Annotated in this window: 16 protein-coding genes and 1 pseudogene; 8 read left to right on the top strand and 9 right to left on the bottom strand. The window is 64.3% G+C overall.

What is annotated here, in order from left to right; all coding sequences use genetic code 11:
- Positions 1-150 precede the first annotated feature (150 nt).
- From NCT05_RS26090 to NCT05_RS26055, 8 genes are all read right to left on the bottom strand, one after another.
- Positions 151-1152 (bottom strand): ABC transporter permease, encoded by a 1002-nt coding sequence (locus NCT05_RS26090; protein WP_175983266.1) that lies wholly within the window; start codon positions 1150-1152, stop codon positions 151-153.
- Entirely contained in the window at positions 1149-2684 is a 1536-nt protein-coding gene (locus NCT05_RS26085; protein WP_175983267.1) for a sugar ABC transporter ATP-binding protein, read from the bottom strand. The genes NCT05_RS26090 and NCT05_RS26085 overlap by 4 nt, the downstream gene beginning before the upstream one ends.
- 20 nt (positions 2685-2704) lie before the next feature.
- Positions 2705-3820 (bottom strand): sugar ABC transporter substrate-binding protein, encoded by a 1116-nt coding sequence (locus tag NCT05_RS26080; RefSeq protein WP_008347464.1) that lies wholly within the window; start codon positions 3818-3820, stop codon positions 2705-2707.
- A gap of 74 nt (positions 3821-3894) precedes the next feature.
- Entirely contained in the window at positions 3895-4566 is a 672-nt protein-coding gene (locus NCT05_RS26075; protein ID WP_250503535.1) for an L-fuculose-phosphate aldolase, read from the bottom strand.
- On the bottom strand, positions 4563-5642 hold the full coding sequence (mtnA, locus tag NCT05_RS26070) for an S-methyl-5-thioribose-1-phosphate isomerase (RefSeq protein ID WP_175983268.1): 1080 nt from the start codon (positions 5640-5642) through the stop codon (positions 4563-4565). The genes NCT05_RS26075 and mtnA overlap by 4 nt, the downstream gene beginning before the upstream one ends.
- Positions 5643-5653: 11 nt before the next feature.
- On the bottom strand, positions 5654-6919 hold the full coding sequence (gene mtnK, locus NCT05_RS26065) for an S-methyl-5-thioribose kinase (RefSeq protein ID WP_250503534.1): 1266 nt from the start codon (positions 6917-6919) through the stop codon (positions 5654-5656).
- 38 nt (positions 6920-6957) lie between these two features.
- On the bottom strand, positions 6958-7653 hold the full coding sequence (locus NCT05_RS26060) for a GntR family transcriptional regulator (RefSeq protein WP_239295565.1): 696 nt from the start codon (positions 7651-7653) through the stop codon (positions 6958-6960).
- A 197-nt stretch (positions 7654-7850) separates the two neighbouring features.
- Positions 7851-8465 (bottom strand): DJ-1/PfpI family protein, encoded by a 615-nt coding sequence (locus NCT05_RS26055; protein ID WP_250503533.1) that lies wholly within the window; start codon positions 8463-8465, stop codon positions 7851-7853.
- Positions 8466-8564: 99 nt separating this feature from the next.
- Between NCT05_RS26055 and NCT05_RS26050 the strand changes: the two genes are divergently transcribed.
- From NCT05_RS26050 to NCT05_RS26040, 3 genes and pseudogenes are all read left to right on the top strand, one after another.
- Positions 8565-9902 carry an aminotransferase-like domain-containing protein gene (locus NCT05_RS26050; protein ID WP_250503532.1) on the top strand — a complete coding sequence of 446 codons (1338 nt, stop codon included), beginning with the start codon at positions 8565-8567 and terminating at the stop codon, positions 9900-9902.
- A 437-nt stretch (positions 9903-10339) separates the two neighbouring features.
- Complete coding sequence (locus tag NCT05_RS26045) at positions 10340-12835, top strand: hybrid sensor histidine kinase/response regulator (protein WP_250503531.1); 2496 nt, start codon at positions 10340-10342, stop codon at positions 12833-12835.
- Positions 12836-13037: 202 nt separating this feature from the next.
- A pseudogene (locus NCT05_RS26040) lies at positions 13038-13232 on the top strand (thiolase C-terminal domain-containing protein); the annotation flags it as partial.
- On the opposite strand, the gene NCT05_RS26035 reads toward NCT05_RS26040, so the two are convergent.
- Entirely contained in the window at positions 13216-13995 is a 780-nt protein-coding gene (locus tag NCT05_RS26035; protein ID WP_250503530.1) for a DeoR/GlpR family DNA-binding transcription regulator, read from the bottom strand. The pseudogene NCT05_RS26040 and the gene NCT05_RS26035 sit on opposite strands and share 17 nt — an antisense overlap.
- Positions 13996-14258: 263 nt before the next feature.
- On the opposite strand from NCT05_RS26035, the gene NCT05_RS26030 reads away from it, so the two are divergent.
- The 5 genes from NCT05_RS26030 to NCT05_RS26010 form a co-directional block, all read left to right on the top strand.
- Positions 14259-15257 (top strand): 2-keto-3-deoxygluconate permease, encoded by a 999-nt coding sequence (locus tag NCT05_RS26030; protein WP_250503529.1) that lies wholly within the window; start codon positions 14259-14261, stop codon positions 15255-15257.
- A complete protein-coding gene (locus NCT05_RS26025; protein WP_250503528.1) occupies positions 15254-16507 on the top strand; it encodes a four-carbon acid sugar kinase family protein in 1254 nt (417 codons plus the stop codon). Before NCT05_RS26030 ends, NCT05_RS26025 begins: the two co-directional genes overlap by 4 nt.
- A 35-nt stretch (positions 16508-16542) precedes the next feature.
- Positions 16543-17544, top strand: a complete 1002-nt coding sequence (gene pdxA, locus NCT05_RS26020; RefSeq protein WP_008347439.1) for a 4-hydroxythreonine-4-phosphate dehydrogenase PdxA — start codon at positions 16543-16545, stop codon at positions 17542-17544.
- 48 nt (positions 17545-17592) lie between these two features.
- On the top strand, positions 17593-18972 hold the full coding sequence (locus tag NCT05_RS26015) for a CoA transferase (protein ID WP_250503527.1): 1380 nt from the start codon (positions 17593-17595) through the stop codon (positions 18970-18972).
- 190 nt (positions 18973-19162) lie between these two features.
- Positions 19163-21234 (top strand): type VI secretion system Vgr family protein (locus NCT05_RS26010; protein ID WP_250503526.1); only part of this gene is annotated, 2072 nt, incomplete at its 3' end.

The following is a 21234-nucleotide window of genomic DNA, read 5'->3' as shown; positions in this document are numbered from 1 at the left end:
CCCAAAACCATGATCCTTACCAACTCAACCCTTGACGCTCAATACAGTTGCTTTCTTTGCAGCAGCAAAGAAAGTGACTGCCGCCCCGCACAGGGGCAACGCTAATAGACCGACACGACAGCGGGATCCGGCGATAAAAAGCAGAAACCATCAAACCTTCCTCCGCTGACTAAGCGCATCGAGCAAGACCGCAGCAAAGATGACACCGCCTTGAATGAACTGCGTCCAGAACGGATTCACCCCAAGAAGAGAGAGCCCAACATTGATGACCCCAATCAGCACGACACCGATAAAAGTCCCGACGATGGACCCACGCCCGCCCGCCAGCGAAGTCCCCCCAATCACAATAGCCGCGATAACCTGCAACTCCAGCCCATTAGCCGCCGAAGGCAAAGCGGAATTCAACCGCCCGGCGAGCACGATGCCTGCAATCGCCGCCGTCGCACCGGCAAGCATGTAAGTGAAGAACACCACACGTCGAACCGGAATCCCGGCAAGCCGCGCCGCTTCCTGATTCCCGCCGACGGCGAACACCTGATGCCCGAACGTCGTCTTGCGCAGCAACACATGTCCGACGACGAACACGACGAGCATCACGACCATCGGCATAGGCAAGCCAGCAACGGTCTTCGCACCGAACATCGTGAACGCGTCAGGAAAATCGAACTTGGTGCGGCCGTCGGAAATGGCGAGCGTCAGGCCACGCGCCATGGCCATCGCGGCAAGCGTGACGATGAACGGCACGAGCCTCAGCCACGAAATCACGAGCCCATTCAGCGCGCCCGCGAACGCGCCCACCGCGAGCGCCACGCACAACCCCGCAACGCCCAATCCGACCGCGCCCGGACTCGACCCCGCCATGACGGTCGCCGCGACCATCCCGCTCAACGCAACGAGCGATCCGACAGAAAGATCGATGCCGGACGTGATGATGACGAACGTCCCGCCCACCGCCGCGATGCCGACCACAGACACCTGCACCATGATGTTGGTCAGCGTGCTCGTCGTAAGAAACTCGGGCGATGCAATCGACAACGCAATACAGATGATGACGAGCGCCGCGAACAAAGGTCCGATGCCGCTCCTCAACTGACGGATCACACGGCGCGACAGCGCCTCCGTATCCGAACGATCGGCTGCCGTGGAGGTCATGCGCCTGCTCCTGTCGTTGCCCACTGAATGACCGTTTCCGAATCCGCCTTGTCGCGCGCGATCTCGGTCACGATGCTGCCGCGATACATCACCAGCACGCGATCCGACATGCCCAGCAACTCCGGCAGCTCCGAACTCACCATGACGACCGCCGCGCCCGCGCGCGCCATCGTCACCATGTGCGCGTAGATCTCCGACTTCGCGCCCACGTCGATGCCGCGCGTCGGTTCATCGAGCATGATGACGACCGGACTCGTCGCCGTCGCGCGGCCAAGAATCACCTTCTGCTGATTGCCGCCCGAAAGCGTTCCCGTGATCTGCAACACCGAAGACGCACGCACGCCGAAGCGCGCACTCGCTTCCTGCGCGAGCCTGCGCTTCTTCACGCGGCTCACGAAGCCGCCGCTCGCCAGCGCCTTGAGGCTCGACAGCGCGACGTTCTCTTCGATATTCGCCTCCAGCACCAGCCCTTCGAGCTTGCGATCCTCCGACGTATAGACAAGCCCATGACGCACGCCTTGCGTCGGCGAATGATTGCTGACCTTCTTCCCCTTGACGAGAATCTCGCCGCTCGTCACCGGCAACGCGCCGAAGATCGTCTTCAGCAGCTCGGTGCGTCCCGCACCCGCGATGCCCGCAATGCCGACGATCTCGCCCGCGCGCACCGTGAAGCTCGCATTGCGCAGAAGCGGCGCGCTCGCGAGATTGCGCACTTCGAGCACGACCGGACCATACTCGCGCGGCTCCCACGGATAGAACGATTCGAGATTGCGCGCGACCATCGCCTGCACGAGATCGGCTTCGGTCCATGCGGACATCGGGCGCGCGCCGACGGTCGCGCCATCGCGCATCACGACAGCGGAATCCGCAAGCTCGAACACCTCCTCCAGATGATGCGAGATGAAGATGATGCCCATGCCTTCCGCGCGCAAGCGGCGCACGACCGCATACAGATTCTCGATGTCGTGGCTTTGCAGCGCGGCAGTCGGTTCGTCCATCACGAGGATGCGCGCATCGCGTGCAATCGCCTTCGCCACTTCGACGAGTTGCCGCTTGTTCAACGGCAGATCGCCGAGCCGCATCCAGGGCGGCACGTTGTCGAGGCCGACGCGCGCGAGCGCTTCGCGCGCCATCGTGTTCGCCTCGCGCATCATCACGAAGCCGTTGCGCGAAGGCATGCGGCCGAGGAACAGATTTTCCGCGACCGTCATGTCGTTGATGAGCGAAAGCTCCTGATAAATGACGGCCACGCCCGCATCGATTGCCGCATTCGTGCCACGCGCGAGCGGCATGCCGTCGATCTCGATCGTGCCTTCGTCGGGTTCATATGCGCCCGACAACACCTTCACGAGCGACGACTTGCCCGCCCCGTTCTCGCCGACGATCGCCATCACGTGACCCGCCTGCAACTCCAGGCTCACGCCACGCAGCGCCTTCACGCCGGGGAAGCTCTTGACGATGCCCTGCATGTGCAACAACGGCTTCGCCGCGTGCGAAGCCGTGTGCGCGAGTGCTGCCGTTTCGACTGTCATGTCGCGCGTTCCGGTTGGCCTTACTGCTTCACTTCCTCGGACCACAGGCCGTACTTCTTCACTTCGTCCGAATCGATGTTCGACTTGTCGATGAGCATCGTCGGCCACGCATAGTTCGCGGGCACGTCCTTCTTCGCGTTGTAATCCGCGATGAACTGCAGCGACTTCGCCGCCATCTGGATCGGGTTCTGCGAGATCGTCGCATCCTGCTTGCCCGCGCGAATCGCGGACAGCGCCTGCGCGGTGCCGTCCGCGCCGATCACGAGAATGTGCTCCTTGTCGCCCAGCGGCTTGTAGCGGCCCGCATTGTCGATGGCCTTTTCCGCGCCCACCGTGTTGTCATCGTTGGCGCCGAACACCGCATCGATCTGCGGGAACTTCTGCAGGATGCTCGTCATCGCGTTGAGCGACTTCTCCTGGTCGAACGCGCCTTCCTGACGCGCGACGACCTTGATGTTCGGATACTTCGCGATCTCTTCGCTGAAGCCCTTTTCGCGATCCGTCGCGGCGGTCGTGCCGACAAGACCGATCAGGTCGACCACGTTGCCCTTCTCTTCGCCATAGCGCTTCTTCAGTTGCTCGGCGATCCACTTCGCTCCCGTCTGCCCCAACGCGACGTTATCCGATGCAACGAAGGACGTGACCTTGCCGCCATCCGATCCGCGATCGAGCGTGAAGACGGGTATGTTCATCGAGTTGGCTTTCTCGACAGCGGGAATGATCGCCTTCGAATCGATCGGATTCAGCACGAGCGCCGTCACGCCCTGACTCAGCAGATTGATCGCATCGTTGACCTGCTGCTGCGCGTCGCCGTTCGCGTTGGTCTGCACGAGCTCGAAGCCCTGATCCTTCGCGCCGCGCTCCACGCCCGCCTTCAATCCGACGAAGAACGCGTTGTTCAAAGTCGCGATCGAAAAGCCGATCTTCGTCTTGCCGCCCGCCGAGGTTGCGGCCGGCGCACTCGCCGGCGCGCTAGCCGCCGCGTTCGCGCCCGATGCCGCGTTGGTGCTGCTTGTCGACGACGAGTTGTCGCTCTTCGAGCATCCGCTCAACGCGGCCGCCGCGCAGAGCAACGCCGCGCCCGTGGATTTGCCGAACGTTCCCCAACTGTCGAATCTTGCCGAGCTCCAGGCCATGACTGTCTCCGTTGTACGAGTTGTTCAATGCGATTTGTTCTTGCGATGAGGCATCGCTTCCCGTCACGCGCGTATCAGCGATCCTCCGTATTGCGCTTGCCGTATGTCTTGAACTTCTCCAGCACTTCTTCCATCTGTTGATCGGAAAGCAAAGGCGGTGCGCCGATCTGCAACGCCAGCAGATATTGCTTCGCGAGCACTTCCACTTCATGCGCGAGCCACACGGCGCGCGAGAGATCGGTGCCGAGCGCGATCACGCCATGATGCGCGAGCAGACATGCGCGACGCTCGTCGAGCGCGGCAAGCGCGTGATCCGACAATGCCTGGCTGCCGAAGATCGCATAAGACGCGCAACGTATCGACTTGCCGCCCGCCGCCGCGACCATGTAATGCAGCGCGGGAATGTCGCGGCCATGAATGGCGAGCGCGGTCGCGGCGATCGAATGCGTATGCACGACCGCATGAATATCGTCACGCGCGCGCAGGATGTCGCGATGAATGCGCCATTCCGACGACGGCCGTGCGATGCGAAGAATGTCGGCATCGTCGGTAACGTCGAGCGGCAGCCACACGATCTGTTGCTCGTCGAGCTCGCGCGCCGACACGCCGCTCGGCGTGACAAGAAAGCCATCGCGATACCGCGCGCTCACATTGCCCGATGTGCCCTGATTGATGCCGAGCCGCTCCATTTCGAGCGACGTATCGACGATCGCGCGGCGCAACGCGCTTTCATCGGCCGCGATCATGCGGCGGTCCCCTCTGCGTCGAACAGCGTGCGCAACGAGCGCTCGAACGGCGCGCGCACGATGCCGCGTTCCGTGATGAAGCCGCTGACGAGCGCATGCGGCGTCACGTCGAACGCGGGATTGCGCGCCTGCATCGCATCGGGCGCGATGCGTCGTCCGGCGAGATGCGTGATTTCCTCGGCGTCGCGCTCTTCGATTTCGATGCGCGATCCGCTTGCCGTTTGCAGATCGAGCGTCGATGAAGGACACGCGACATAGAACGGAATGCCGTAGTGATTCGCTGCGATGGCAAGTCCGAGCGTGCCGATCTTGTTGGCGAAATCGCCGTTCGCCGCGACGCGATCCGTCCCGACGATCACGAGATCGACGAGCCCTTGCGACATGATCGATGCGGCCGCGCTATCCATGATGAGCGTGACGTCGACGCCCGCCTGCTGCAATTCGAACGCGGTAAGCCGCGCGCCTTGCAGAAGCGGACGCGTTTCATCGGCGTAGACCTTGAACGCGAGGCCCGCGCGACGCGCCGCATAGATCGGCGCGGTGGCCGTGCCGATGCCCGTCGTCGCGAGCGCGCCCGCATTGCAGTGCGTGAGCACGCCGATGCCTTCGCGTATCAACGGCATGCCATGCTCGCCGATGCCTTCGCACAGCGCGCGATCTTCATCGTGGATTCGCTTCGCTTCTTCGACGAGCGCCGCGTGAAGCGTCGCGCTATCTTTCGCGTCGATATCGCGTGCGTGACGCAGCATGCGCCGCACGCCCCAGCTCAGGTTCACCGCGGTAGGCCGCGCCGTTTCGAGCCAGTTCGCATGACGTTCCAGCTCCGCGCGATACAGCGCAACCGGAAGCGTCGTCGAATCACGCATCGCGATGCAAAGCCCGTACGCCGCCGCCACGCCGATAGCCGGCGCCCCGCGCACGCGCAACTCGCGGATGGCGCGCCATACCGCTTTCACGTCGGCGATGTTCTCCACGACGATCTCATGCGGCAGACGCGTCTGATCGAGCAGCAGCAGATCGCCGTCGCGCCATTCGATCGTCGGGGGAAGCGTGCTGAACAAGGGCTGCGAAGCCATGAAGTCTCCTGTCACATCGTCGCGGTGTCGCGTTGAATTTCGCGCGCGAGCACCGCAACCTGTTCGATATCGCCAAACGTCGCGCGTCCAACGAGCAACGCTTCCGCGCAACGCAGGCAACGCACTTCGATACGCGCGCGCGCCTCGGCATCCGGAATGCGCGTGATCTCCGCCACCTTCGCCATGCCGACGATGCGGCGAATCATCTTGCAGCCCGCGAAGCCCAGCGTATCCGCGAGCAAACGCCGCATGAAATGCGCGCGATACGCGCTGAGCGCGCGGCTTTCCGCTTGCCCGCCGATGAAGCGCCGCTTGCTGCGGCTCTCGTGATCGCGCCACAGTTCGAGAAACTGCGCGCTGAAGCCGGTCCAGATGCGCGTCATCTGTTCGAGCAGCCATTCCTGATACGCGACGGGATCGCGTCCGTCGATGCGGCCGTGCCAGTCGCGCGAGAAATATGCGAGCAGCAGATTCGCGATGAGCGCGCCGACGTCGAAGCCCATCGGTCCATAGAACGCGAACTCCGGATCGATCACGAAGGTTTCGTCTTCGTTGACCATGATCGAGCCGGTATGCAGATCGCCATGCAGCAAGGTCTCGGCGTGATTCATGAACGCCCACTTCATGTCGGCGGCCGCGATGCGCAAAGGCTCGTGCGTTCGCAACCTTTCGATCGCGGCCTTCGGCAAGGCGGGGCTATACATGTTCGACGGATGATCCTCGAACGGATACGTGAAGACGAGATCCTCGGTGATCTTGCATAGCTCCGAGTTGACCGCGGCGCTCGCGGCCTGCTTCTTGATATCGGGCGCGAGAAAGAGATCTGAGCCGTAGAACAGCGTATGCGCGAGATAGCTCGACAGATGATTCGCGAGACGCGGATACGTCGTGCCATCCATCAGACCTTGACGAAGAATGCGATGCGACGCGAGATGCTGCATCACCATCAGAAAGCGCTTGCTGTCGGCGTGATAAACCTTCGGCACATGCTGCGGACACAGCGCGCCGAAGCGCCGCAACGCCGCGACTTCATGCTCCATGCGCTGACATGAAAGCGGCCACGTCTTGCCGACGAGCCGCAGGAACGGCGGCGCCTGCTTGACGACGACACTGCGCTGCGGCGTCTTCGCGTTGGTCACGAAGTACACATAGTTCAGATTGCCATCGCCGACTTCGACGACTTCGAGATCGTCGGGCTCGCCCAGCAACGCGCGCACGTCGGGCACGCCGCCGAGATAGGCAGCGAGTTCCTGCGCGGTGAAAGCTTCAAACTCCATCGGTGTCTCCTCCGATGTTGCCCGTGCGCGCATCGCAGTCAGCGACGCTTGCGCACCAGATCGAACTTGAAGATGCTCGTGTTGTAGTAGTCGTTGCTATAGCAAAGCGGCTCGCCGCTCTGATCGAAATCCACTTCGTCCAGCAGCAGAAACAGACCGAAACCGTCGCCCAGTTCGGGCAGATCGCGCGGCGTGAGAATGGTCGGCTGTATCGACGTATGTGTATGCGACAGCCGCCGTCCCGTGCGCTCGAACATGCCGAAAAGCGATTCGCCCAGATCGCCTTCGGCCGCATCGAACACGCGCTTCGGGATCGTGTCGATGCAATACGCGGCGATGGCGTCGTCCGCGCGCCGCACGCGCTCGATTCGCACGCATGGATCGCCGGGCCTGATCGCGAGCTTTTCCGCGAGACTTTCCGATGCGGCGACTGTGTCCGTGTGGATGCGACTCGTCGATGGCACTGCGCCCACGCTGCGAATCATGTCCGTCACCGACATCAGATCATCGAGTCCGCCGTGCAGCTTCAGCGAAATTTGTCTGATGAAGGTGCCCTTGCCTTGCTGACGCGACAGCAAGCCATGCGAGATCATCTGCGCAACCGCTTCGCGCAAGCTCGACCGTCCGACGCCGAGCAGCTCGCAAAGCTCTATTTCAGTGGGAATCTGGTCGCCGGGCTTGAGCTTGCGCTCGCGGATCATGGTGAGGAGCGACTCCTGGATCTTGTCGCTCATCGATCGCTCGACGCTCAGTCGCATGAGGCTCTCTCGGATGACAGTCCATGAAATATACATCAGACGTCTGATGTTTCCGTAGGGACTTTCCCGAAGCGTTTACTGCTTTATACAAGCGGCTTTCTTTGCGCACGTGCAGCATGAAAAAGCCCGTCGTTCGCAATGCGACGGGCTTTGCGGTGCACGATTTTCGCCACTCAGGCGAGCGCGGCGACGTCGATGTAAGGCGCGATGTTTTTCATCGCGCGCTCGACGTAGTCTTCCTTCTCGCCGACGGGCGCGACGTAATGCATCGCACTGCGCGCCGCTGCGACGCCTTCGACCCGCGCGATCACCCACGCCGCGAGATATTGCGATGCGAGGCACCCACCCGCCGTCGCGACATTGCCGTTTGCGACGAACGGCTGATCGAGCGTGCGCACGCCCGCTTCCTCGACCCACGGCTTGGTCGTCAGATCGGTGCAGGCGGGGACGTCCCGAAGAAGTCCGAGCTTCGCGAGGACGAGCGTGCCCGAGCATTGCGCCGCCAGCAACTGACGCGCGGGATCGAGCCTGATGCGCGCCATCAGCGATTGATCCGCGACGACTTCGCGCGTGAGCATGCCGCTGCCGACGATCACGGCATCGGCCTGCGCGGCGTCTTCGAGCGTGGCTTGCGCTTTGAGCACGACGCCGTTCATCGAACGCGCTTCGTCCGATGGACATGCAATCGACACCTTCCAGCCAGGCTTTTTCACGCGATTGAGAATGCCGAGCGCGATCAGTGAGTCGAGTTCGTTGAAGCCGTCGAACGTGAGAATGGCGATATGCATGTTGTTCTCCTTTCATCGCATGGAACGCATGAGTGCATGCTACGGCGCGAGACGAATACAATCAAACAATTGTCATGGATACATCGGGAATGGGCGCTCATGCCGAAACCACCGCGCTACAAGCAGATCGTCGACAGGTTCGTCGATGACATTCGTTCCGGCCGCCTCAAGCCCGGCACGCGTCTGCCGACGCATCGCGAGCTGGCCGCGCGCGAGCGGCTCGGCATCGTGACCGCGACGCGCGTGTATGCCGAACTGAACGCGATGGGACTCGTCAGCGGCGAAACGGGACGCGGTACGTTCGTGAAGGAAACGACGCTTTCGCGAGCGCTCGGCATCGATCAGGTCGCGATCGCCGCGGACATGGTCGACCTCAACTTCAACTACCCCGCGCTCGCCGGCCAGGCGGAACTGTTGCGCAGTGCGTTGCGGCAGTTGTCATCGGCGGGCGATCTGGAAGCGCTGTTGCGCTATCAGCCGCATGGCGGACGCGCACGCGATCGGGCGACGGTCGCGCGTCATCTCGCGCGCCGTGGTCTCGATGTGAGCGCGGATCGCGTGATGCTCGTCGATGGCGCGCAGCACGGCCTCGCCACGACGGTCATGGCGCTCTTGAAACCCGGCGATGTGGTCGCGGTCGATACGCTGACCTATCCCGGCTTCAAGCTGCTCGCCGACGCGCACCGGATCGAACTCGCGCCGATACGCGCATCGGGCACGGGCCCCGATCCCGACGCGCTCGAGGCGTTGTGCAAGCGGCGCCGCGTGCGCGCGGTCTACACGATGCCGACGCTGCACAATCCGCTCGGCTGGGTGATGACGGCGACGCGGCGCAGGCAACTGGCAGCGCTTGCGCGCAGGCATGGCTTTTTCATCATCGAGGATGCGGCCTATGCCTTTCTCGCCGATGACGCTCCGCCGCCGCTCGCCGCGATCGCGCCGGAACTGACGGTGTACGTATCCGGCTTTTCGAAGAACGTGGCGACGGGACTGGGTGTCGGCTATGTCGTCGCGCCATCCGAATGGGTGCCGAAGATCGAGCGCGCCATCCGCGTGACGACGTGGAACACGCCGGGCGTCATGACGGCCATCGCGTGCGGCTGGCTCGCGGACGGCACGGTCGAGAGACTCGAAGCGGAAAAGCGCGCGGATGCGTCGATGCGCCAGCTCATCGCGGCGCGTGCGTTGGGGCGTTTGAAGCGCGTGACGCATCCGGCGTCGTACTTTCTGTGGCTGCCGATGCCCGAGGAAGTGCGCGCGGATCGCATCGCGGCGGCGCTGATGGAAGAGCGGATTTCGGTATCGACGGCCGAGCCGTTTTGCACGGCGGCGCAGGTGCCGCATGCGCTGCGGCTGGCGCTGGGATCGGTGGATGTGGCGACGTTGGGCGACGCGTTGGGGCGCGTCGCGGAAGTCGTGGCGAGGTATGCGTATTGAATCTGAAGCAACCGCAAAAGCAATAGCGTAATAATCGCCCAATAAACCAATTCGGCGAACCGCATTTTCCGGATAACGAAATAAACCATCCGCCGCGAGGGGTCCTTTCCCGCATCGCAAATCCGAACGCGCGAAAGAAAGCAAGCCGAATTTACCGCCATACGCCCGTCGGCACGGAATTAATACTCACGCAATAAATCCGCGAATGCACAACCGGTCATTTGTCGTACTTATGCCCATAACGGCTTACGATCCAGTCAATAATCCCCGGCATGCCGCCCCGACGCGCTTCATCGGCGGCCCAAGCCTCTAAAAATCTTCTCGAACAGCAAACGATTGCGGCCGTATTTGTGTTCCAATTGAGCGATTAATCCGTCGCAAAAAACCCGATATCTCCGCGACTCGAAGATCGCGAATCCATCGATTGGAAATACCCTATGCGGACTCAATACGAGGCGTCGACACCGGAAAAGAAAATCAAGGCGGAACATACGCGTCAGGCGCATTTCCAGCGATGGTTCGCCACGTTCGCCAGCCTCGCCCATTCGCGGCTCCCGCTTAACGCTTATCTGCAGAAAGTCACTGACACGCTGAGAGAAGTCGCGGGCGTCGCGTCCGCCGTCGTGGAATGGATCGAGGGCGACACGCTCCACTACCGCGCGGCAAGCGGCAAGGCGGCGGCGCACATCGGCGTGCGGCTGCCCACGGCCGGCAGTCTGTCCGGGCTTTGCATCACGCGCCAGCAAGCGCTCATCTGCCGCAATTCGGCGACGGATCATCGCGTCGACCGCGCGGCGTGCAAAGCCGTCGGCGCCGTGTCGATGGTCGTCGCGCCCGTCGTCTACGAAGGCCGCTCGGTCGCCGTGCTGAAGCTCATCTCCGGTGAAGTCGACTATTTCGGACATTCGGACATCAGCATCCTCGATGCGTTTTGCGCGTGCATCGCGGAAACCATCGCGCGCGAGGAGATCGCGCAGGAAAATCGCGCGCTGCTGCGGGAGAAAGCCAGCGTCGCCGCGGATCTCTCCGTCGAGTCGTCGCTGCGCATCGAATACGAGAAGAAGCTCGCCGACGCCCTGCGCCGCCGTCAGACCGTGCTCGATAACGCGCACGTCGCATTCGTATCGATGGACGAAGCCGGCATGGTCGTCGAATGGAACGAGGCCGCGAGCGTGCTTTTCGGCTGGAAACATCGCGAAGTCGCGGGCCGGGAACTCGCGTCGTTCATCGTGCCGGAACGCTTTCGCGACGCACACCGCACGGGCCTCACGCGCTATCTCGCGACGGGCGAGGCGCGCATCATCAACACGCGCGTCGAGTTGCCCGCGCTGCGCCGCGACGGCAGCGAGTTCGCCGCCGAGCTGACGATCAGCGAAGTCTGGTACGAAGGCCAGCGCCAGTTCGCGTGCTTCGTGCACGACATCACCGACCGGCACGTCGCGAACGAGGCGAACGAACGGCTGCGCCTGCTCATCGATTCGGTGAGCGACTACGCGATCTGCATGCTCGACCAGAACGGCTACGTGCGCTCGTGGAACGAAGGCGCGCGCGAGATCTACGGCTTCACGGCGGCCGAAGCGATCGGCCGGCATTTCGCGCTTTTCTACACCTCGGACGAACACGGCCGCGACCGTCCGACCGACGATCTCGCGCTCGCCGCGAAGCGCGGCCGCGTCGAACACGAGGACTGGCACGTTCGCAAGGACGGCACCGAGTTCTGGGCGCACGTCATGCTGAGCGCGCTGCCCAACAAGAACGGCGGCGCGCAAGGCTTCGTCAAGATCACGCGCGACATGACCGCGCGGCGGCGTCTCGAAGAACTCGAAGCGTCGAGCCGGCGCATGAACGAGTTCCTCGCGCTGCTCGGCCACGAGTTGCGCAATCCGCTCGCGCCGATCCGCAACGCGGTCAGCATCCTCAAGCTGAAATCGTCCGACGACGCCGACGTGATCCGCAGCCGTCAGATCGTCGACCGCCAGCTCGCGCATCTGACGAAGCTCGTCGACGATCTGCTCGAAGCGGGGCGCGTCAGCTCAGGCAAGATCCGTCTCTCGACGGACATCGTCGATATCGCGGATGTCGTGCACCTGAGCGTCGAGGCGAGCCAGCCATCGTTCGACGAGCGCGGACAGCGCATCGACATTCAGGACAGCGGCCAGCCGCTTTTCGTCAACGGCGATCCGACGCGGCTCGTGCAGGCGCTCAACAATCTGCTCAACAACGCGTCGAAATTCAGCCCGCACGGCTCGACCATCACGCTCGAAGTCGGCCCGCGCGGGGGCACGGTGCTGGTGCGCGTCATCGACGAAGGCCGCGGCATCTCGCCCGAAGCGCTCGGCACGGTGTTCGATCTGTTCGTGCAGGAGCATCCGCCGGGCGCGCATGCCGACGAAGGCGGGCTCGGCATCGGCCTCACGCTCGTGCGCGCGATCGCGGAACTGCACGGCGGCCACGTCGAGGCGAAAAGCGGCGGCGCCGGACGAGGCAGCGCGTTCTCGCTGTGGCTGCCGCTCGCCGAGCCGCCCGCGCGCGGCACGCCTGCGAGCGGCACGCCGGCCGCTACGGCGGGACGTCAGCTCGATGTGCTCGTCGTCGACGACAATCGCGATTCCGCCGACAGCATGACGCTGCTCGTCGACATGCTCGGCCACAACGCGCGCGCCGCCTACGACGGGTCGCACGCGCTCGAATCGTTCGAAGCGGCGCGGCCGCAGGTCGTGCTGCTCGATCTGTCGATGCCCGGCCTGACGGGTTTCGACGTGATCCGCCGCATGCGTGACGATGGCAAGCACGTCATCGTCGCGGCGATGACGGGCCTCGGCTCCGACGAGGACATGGCCCGCACGCGCGCCGCCGGTTTCGACGCGCATCTCGTCAAGCCGGTAGATCTTCCGGAGCTGGAGCGCGTGCTGGCGCTGGCGGGGCGCGTCTGACGCGTTGCGGCGCGCCCGGCACGGCGCGCACGCGCGCGGGCGTTTTCCTCAGCGGATATGGCTGCTTCAGCACGGCCAGAACCTGCCGTTCGCATCGCGCGGACGAGAGCACGTCGGCGAGGAAATCGCTGTCGTCGAGAAGTTCGTCGACGCGCATCGCCGGCGCGGCGCCCGCGATTGCCCTCGCCGCCGTCGCTTTCGGCCGAACGGCGAATTGCTTTCGCGCGGTCATCCGGTCAGCGCGACCGGGCTCGCGCAGATCGTCGAGTTGACGCAGCAGTTGCGCGGCCGGGCGGGCGCGCGGCAACGGCCAGACGCGAAAGTCGCGCTCGCCGAGCATAACGGCGGTCAGCTCGCAGGCGATTCCGCCGTCGCGCTGGTCACGATTCTTTCGACGCAACCTGCGCCGTCTCCACCGTCACATTCCCCCGCTCTCCGAAGCGCGCGAGCACCGGCGCTTCGGCCCATGCATCGGTGACGAGCGTCCAGTTGCGTTCCAGCGGCGTCCAGTGCTGCTGATTCGCGCGCTCCAGCTTGTTCGACGTGACGAGCACGAACACGCCCGCCGCCTGGCCCGCGATGCATTCCTTCAGAAACGCCTGCTCCGCCGTCGCCTCGCACAGCCCGCGGCCCGCGACGACACCATCCGCGCCGAGAAACGCCTTGTCGAACGTGACGCGCGTGAGCGCCACCTGCGCGATCGGTCCGAGCGTGCTCATGCTCGATGGCCGCACGTCGCCGCCGATCAGCGTCACGCGCACATCCGCCGCCGCGAGCGTGTTCACCGCCAGCAGATTGTTCGTCACGACGTGAATCTCGGTGCGCCCGGCGAGGCAGCGCGCGAGCGCGGCGGTCGTCGTGCCGCCGTCGAGAAAGATCGTGTCGCCGTCCTGAACGTGACGCGCCGCCGCGCGCGCGATCGCTTCCTTCTGCTCGCGATAGCTCTCGCGCCGCGTATCGAGCGATTCTTCCGGCTCGTGCATCCCGACCGACGCCGCGCCGCCATACGTGCGCACGATGCGCCGTTCGTCGGCGAGCGCGCGCAGGTCGCGGCGCACCGTCGCCTCCGACATGCCGAAGTGCTCGCACAGCGCGGCGACATCGTTCATGCCGGAGAGCACGGCCTTCAACATGGCTTCGCGGCGTTTCTCGACTTTCATCCTGTTCCTTTCTTTTGACGGTTCTGGCGGCGACGCACAGTGTAGCGAACCGGCCGGGTCCGTCGAATGCTCGCGGTTCGTGTCGAGCGCACGGCCGATATTTTGATCGATTTGGTCATTCGAGCAGTCGGAATGATCGACATCGATCAGAGTAAACGCCTAGAACGACCAAATTGCGCAAAACAAACGGGAGGACTACACTGCGATTTGATCGATTCGATCAATCGATGATCGAATCGGACAAAGACCACTCAGGAGACTTCATGGCTCAACTTCACATCAAGCGCGCCGTCGAGCGCGTTCCTGGCGGGATGATGATCGTCCCGTTGCTCATCGGCTCGCTGATCGCCACGTTCATGCCGGGCATGCCGAAGTTCTTCGGCTCGTTCACGAACGCGCTCTTCACCGGCGCGCTGCCGATTCTCGCGGTGTTCTACGTATGCATGGGCGCCAGCATCGACGTGAAGGCGACGCCTTATCTGCTGAAGAAGGGCGGCGCGCTGTTCGTGACGAAGGTCGGCACGGCAATCATCGCGGGCATCGTGCTCGGGCATTTCCTGGGCGAGCAGCCGGTTTCATCGGGACTGTTCGCGGGCATTTCGACGCTCGCCGTCGTCGCCGCGATGAACGACACCAACGGCGGCCTCTACATGGCGCTGATGGGCCAGTACGGCCGCTCGGAAGACGTGGGCGCGTACACGATCATGTCGCTCGAATCCGGCCCGTTCCTGACGATGGTCACGCTCGGCGTCGCCGGTTTGTCCGCGTTTCCGTGGCCGACGCTCGTCGGCAGCATTCTGCCGCTCGCGGTCGGCATGCTGCTCGGCAATCTCGATCGCGAGATGCGCGAGTTTCTCGGCCGCGCCGTCCCGGTGATGATTCCGTTCTTCGCGCTGGCGCTCGGCGCGAGCCTCGACCTGCACAAGGTCTGGCAAGCCGGTTTGCTCGGCATCGGACTGGGTTTCGCGGTCGTCATCGTGACGGGCATTCCGCTCTATTTCGCGGATCGTCTGACGGGCGGCACGGGCGTGGCGGGCGCGGCGGCAGCGAACACCGCGGGCAACGCGGCGGCCGTTCCGGCGCTGATCGCGGCGGCGAATCCGGTGTACAACGAGGCGGCCAAGTCGGCGACGCTGCTCGTCGCGGCGTGCGTCGTCGTGACGGCGATCGTGTCGCCGATATTGACCGCATCCATCGCGAAACGCGTGAACGCTCGGCGCGATGCGGGTTCGTCCGCGAAGGCTCGGGGGGCCACGCAATGAAGAGTTTGCTGATCGTCGCCGACGATCTGTCGGGCGCGGCCGATTGCGCGATCGCGTTCGCGGCGGCGGGCCGCAAGACGGTCGTGTCGCTCGACGCGGGCGCATCGGACGCGAACGCGACCGTCGTCGCCGCCGACACCGACACGCGCCGCCTCGCGCCCGCCGACGCCGCGAAGCGCACGGCCGACGCGTGGCACGCGTTGCGCGCGCCGGGCCGGCGTCTCTACAAGAAGATCGATTCGACGTTGCGCGGCAACTGGGCCGCCGAAGTCGCGGCGCTGACGCGCGTCGCCGGTCCGGCGATCGTCACGCCCGCGTTTCCCGCGACGGGCCGCACGGTGCGCGATGCGCGCGTGTTCGTGCGCGGCGTGCCGCTCGAAGACACGGAAACGTGGCAGCTCGAACACGCCGGGCAGCATGCCGGCTTGCGCGAGTTGCTGGACGCGGTCGGCCTGCGCGCCGCGCATGTTCCGCTCGATGCGTTCCGCGCCGCGCCGCAGGAAGTCGCGCTGATGATCGCGTCGGCGGCGGCGTCGGGCAATGGCATCGACGCGATCATCGTCGATGCCGAAACCAGCGACGATCTCGCATCGCTCGCACGCGTGAGCGCTTCCGTCGATGAGCCGTTCTTCTGGGTCGGCTCCGGCGGACTCGCCCGCGAACTCGCCGCGCTGCCCGATCTCTTCGATACCGACGCTTCCACGCAGTCGGCGAGCATTATCGAACCGGCGCAAGGCCCGATTCTCGCGCTCGTCGGCAGCCTGTCGGCCATCTCCGAACGCCAATGCGCGCTGCTGTGCGCCGAAGCCGGCGTGTGCGAAATGATCGTGCCGCCCGCCGTGTTGCGCGACGGCGCGCGTCATCCGCAATGGCAAACGTGGAGCGCGCGCATCGGCGACGCGGTGCGCGGCCAGGAAGACGCGATCGTGCGAATCGGCCGCGACGACGCGTTCGATCCCGCCGAGGGCGCCCGCTTGTCGAACGCGCTCGCCGCGCTCGTCGCGCCGCATTTCGATGCGCTCGGCGGGCTGATCGCGACCGGCGGCGAAACGGCGCGCGCGATGCTCGCCGCCGCGAACGTCGGCAGCCTCGAACTCGTGCGCGAAATCGAAGCGGGCGTCGCGCTCGGACGGCCATCGAACGGCAAAGGGCCGTCGGTCGTCACCAAGGCCGGCGCGTTCGGCAGCGAGCACGCGCTGCTCGGCGCGTACCTGCATTTGCGCGGCGCGGATATTCCCATCGCGCGTTGAAGCGCGTTGAAAACAGACATCACCAGACGAAAATCATGAGCAACTATCTCCCCGTAATCGGCATCACGATGGGCGACGCAAGCGGCGTCGGACCGGAAGTCGTCGTCAAGAGCCTCGCGCACGACGCGGTCTACAAGCAGTGCCGTCCGCTCGTGATCGGCGATGCGCGGCGTCTCGAACGCGCCAACGAAATCGTCGGCGGCAAAGCGACGGTGCGGCGCATCAAGGACGCGACCGAAGCGCGCTACGAGCCGGGCGTGATCGACTGCATCGACCTCGGTCTCATCCCCGACGACCTGCCCTTCGGCGAACTGTCGGCCGTTGCGGGCGATGCGGCTTACCAGTACATCGCGCGCGCCGTGGAACTGGCGCAGGCGAATCAGATCGACGCGATCTGCACCGCGCCGCTCAACAAGGAAGCGCTGCACGCGGGCGGCCACAAGTTTCCGGGTCACACGGAAATGCTCGCGCATCTGACGGGCGTGGAAGAAGTGTCGATGATGCTCGTCGCGCCGCAATTGCGCGTGATTCACGTGACGACGCATATCGGCATCATCGATGCGATCCGCAAGATCGAGCCGGGTCTCGTGCAACGCACGATCGAGCGCGGCAACGCGACGCTCGTGAAGGCGGGCATCGCGAAGCCGCGCATCGGCGTGTGCGGGATCAATCCGCATGCGGGCGAGAACGGTCTGTTCGGTTACGGCGAGGAAGAGGAAAAGATCATTCCCGCGGTGAAGCTCTTGCAGGAACGCGGCCTCGATGTGACTGGCCCGCTGCCCGCCGATACGCTGTTCTATCGCGCGGGGCGTGGCGACTTCGATCTCGTCGTCGCGATGTATCACGATCAGGGTCACGGTCCGGTGAAGGTGCTCGGTCTCGAAGCGGGCGTGAACGTGACCGTCGGTCTGGATGTGATCCGCACGTCGGTCGATCACGGCACGGCGTTCGATATCGCGGGCAAGGGCATCGCCGATGAAGGCAGCATGCTCGAAGCGCTGCGTCAGGGCGCGGAGCTGGCGACGCGGCGTCAATGACGCATATGGCGTGATAATGGGCGCTCCATCGACTCAGGAGCGCCCGACATGACTTCCTCTCTCGATACGCTGCGCAGCTTATGGCGCATCGCCGGCTTGCCCGACGATGCGCTTTCTTTCATCGACCTTCCGGGTCGCGATCCGGTTTTCCCTTCCAGCTTCGCTGTCGGCACGGCGGCGCAGGCGACCATCGGCGCGGCGGCGCTCGCGGCGTGCGAGCTTGGTTTCGCGCGCGGCGTGGAGCGGCAGCGCGTGTCCGTCGACATGACGCACGCGGCGGTCGAATGCACCGGCGCGTTCACGGTGGACGGCAAGGAGCCGGAGACATGGGGACGCTTCTCCGGTCTCTATCGATGCGCCGATGGCTACGTGCGGATTCATGCGAACTTCGAACATCATCAGGATGGCGCGCTGCTTCTGCTCGGGCTCGATCCGCGCATCGCGACGCGTGAGGACGCCGAACGCGCGCTGCTTTCGTGGCGCGCGGGCGACTACGAGAACGCGGCGGCGGAGCGCGGTCTCGTCGTGACGATGCTGCGGACGTTCGACGAATGGGATGCGACGCCGCAGGGCCAGGTTATCGCCGCGCAGCCGTTGATGACGATCACGCGTATCGGCGATGCGCCCGCGCTTGCGTTGCCTTCTTTATCGGCGGATGCGCGTCCGCTCGATGGCCTGCGCGTGCTCGATTTCACGCGCATTCTCGCGGGGCCGGTCGGCGGGCGCGCGCTCGCCGCGTTCGGCGCGGACGTGATGCTCGTGAACGGACCGCATCTGCCGAACATTCCGGCTATCGCGGATACGAGCCGCGGAAAACAATCGGCGCTGCTCGATCTTCGGTCGCCTTCGGATCGCGAGACGCTCTGGCATCTCATCGATGACGCGCATGTGTTCGCGCAGGGGTATCGGCCGGGCGGGATCGCGTCGCTGGGATTCGGGCCGGATGAAGTGGCGCGGCATCGGCCGGGCATCGTTTATACGTCGTTGAGCGCGTATGGCGCCGAGGGACCGTGGGCCGCGCGACGCGGTTTCGATTCGCTCGTGCAGACCGCGATGGGCTTCAACGCGGCGGAGGGAGAAGCAGCCGGCGAGAGCAAGCCGCGCGTCTTGCCGATGCAGATGCTCGACATGGCGAGCGGATTTTTGATGGCGTTCGGCGCGGCGGCGGCGCTGTGGAAGCAGCAGCGTGAGGGCGGAAGCTGGCATGTGGAGGTTTCGCTCGCGCAGACGGGACATTGGTTGCGCGGGCTCGGGCGTGTGGACGGCGGGTTCGCTATCGCAAAGCCGGATCTCGCGCCGTATATGGAGCGGTATGAATCGGGATTCGGTGCGTTGATGGCGGTGCGGCCGAGCGCGCAACTTGCGCGGACGCCGGCGGGGTATGCGAGGGAATCGGCGCCGCCGGGGACGGCGCAGGCGCGGTGGTGAGGGGTGGGCTTGCGCAGTCGAACGAGTAACGAAGGTCGATGGACCGCTTGGTCGACGGAGTCCTTACTTTTATTCAGATAAGTCTCCTTGCGCTCACTGTGATGTCCATCTAAAAGTCGTGGTCAGTGTCAACTCTCGGCCGATCGTCAGGCATTCCGCCTGACATCCCCGATTTCGCACGGATCACGCAATGGAAGCACAATCAAAGCGATCCACCGCGCTCGCGCGCTGGATCACGGGCAGGCAGAACTACTATCTCAAGGTGCGAGGCGCACCGCCGAGCGATGGCCTCTCGATCATCTCCGTCAAGGCGATCGAGCGGCTAGGCAGTCCGTATCACATCACGCTTGAACTGACCGCCAATGTGGAACTGGCGCGCGCCGACTATCTCGGGCACAACGCGACGTTCAGCATCGAGCCGTTACCCGGCGACGGCACGCCGCGCGACTGGAACGGCAACATCACGCGCTTCACACGAACTCGCAAGACGCGCGACTTCTGCGCGTATCGCGTCGTGGTCGAATCGCCGCTTGCGCGTTTGCGCATCACCAAGCGATCGCGCATCTACCAGAACAAGACCGTGCCCGAGATCATCGAGGCGATCTTGCGCGATCACGATTTCCTCACGCATCAGTTCGCGTTCAAGCTGCGGCGCAAGTTTCCGAAGCTCGTCTTTCACATGCAGCACCAGCTATCGGACTGGGCTTTCATCCATCTGTTGATGCGGCAGGCGGGGCTGTTCTGTTACACGCGCCCCGGCGATTTCGGCGATCAGGTCATCTTCGCCGATGACATCGATGGATACGACTATTCGCTGCGCGCCAACGTGCTCTATCGCGAGACTTCAGGGCTGGAAACGGGCCACGAAGCGGTCTTGTCATTGCAGCAGCAGAGCGTAACCGTCGCGCAGTCGATCCGCGTTCGCGACTACAACCCCCTGCGTTCATGGGAGCCGATCGAAGCGCAAGTCAATCTCGCGCGCGACGATAAAACCACCTACGGACAGTCCTATACGTGGGGCAGCCGCCATCTCGACGCCGACGCCGCCAAGTTCGAGGCGCAACTGCGGCACGAAGAAGCGCTGTCCGGACAGATCCGTTTTGACGGCAAGAGCACGGTGTCGGCATTCTGTCCGGGGCTGGTGGTGCGGCTCGACGAGAAGCTGCCCGATGCGCCGCATGGCATGGTGCTGTCGGAAGTGATCCACGAAGCCGGACGCGACAAGTCGTATCACAACACGTTCCGGGCCATTCCTGCCGAGCGCCCCTACCGGATTCCGATGCAGGAGCACTCCTGGCCGAAGATCGTCGGCACGTTGAGCGCGCGTGTTACCACGCGTGACGACAGCGATTACGCCGAGCTGGACGAGAACGGTCACTACACCGTGCGCTTCGACTTCGACACCGATCAATGGCCCAGAGGCGGCGAGAGCGTTCGCCTGCGGCTCGCGAAACCGTTCGCGGGCGCGAATCAGACGGGCTTTCACCTGCCGCTATTGCGCGATACCGAGGTCGGCATAGCCTTCGCGGGCGGCGATCCGCGGTGTCCTTATATCGCCCACGCTCACCACCACAGCCACGCGACCGACCTGATTCACGGCCGCAACGGATGGAACACGCGTAACACCATTCGCACCATCCGCAACAACAAGCTCAGGCTCGAAGACGCCGAAGGCAAGGAAGGCGTGAAGCTCGCCACCGAGTACGGTGGCAAGACGCAACTGAACCTGGGCTACATCGTCAACGCCGAAAGGCAGAAGCGCGGCGAAGGCTATGAGCTTCGCTCTGATTCGTGGGGAGCGCTTCGCGCCGGTAAGGGACTATTCCTTTCCGCCGATGCGCAGAAGACCGCGGGCGGTCAGACGCTCGACATGAGCGCGGCGCTCACGCAATTGCAGGCGGCGCAAGCACGCATGCAAAGCCTTTCCGATGCGGTCAACAAGGCCAAGGCCGTGGTCGCCGCGTGCGAGGCGCAGAAGTCGCTGCTGGAAACGCAACTCAAGGACTTGCAGCAGGCGGTCATCCTTGCATCCGCGCCGCATGGCGTTGCGCTCACGAGCGGCGAACACATGCAACTGGCCGCGGGCGGGCATCTCTTCACCAGCACCGGCGGCAACGCAGACGCCGCGATCGGCGGCAATTACACCGTCGCGGCGGGCAATGCCGTGTCGCTCTTCGCCAATACACAGGGCGTCAAGGTGACGGCCGCCGAGGGCAAGATCGACGTGCAGGCGCAAGGCGATGCGCTCAATCTCGCCGCGCT

The sequence above is a fragment of the Caballeronia sp. AZ7_KS35 genome (assembly GCF_023631045.1).
Taxonomy (GTDB): domain Bacteria; phylum Pseudomonadota; class Gammaproteobacteria; order Burkholderiales; family Burkholderiaceae; genus Caballeronia; species Caballeronia zhejiangensis.
The sequence above is the reverse complement of the archived record's forward strand: the minus strand, read 5'-3'. Positions and strand labels throughout refer to the sequence as shown.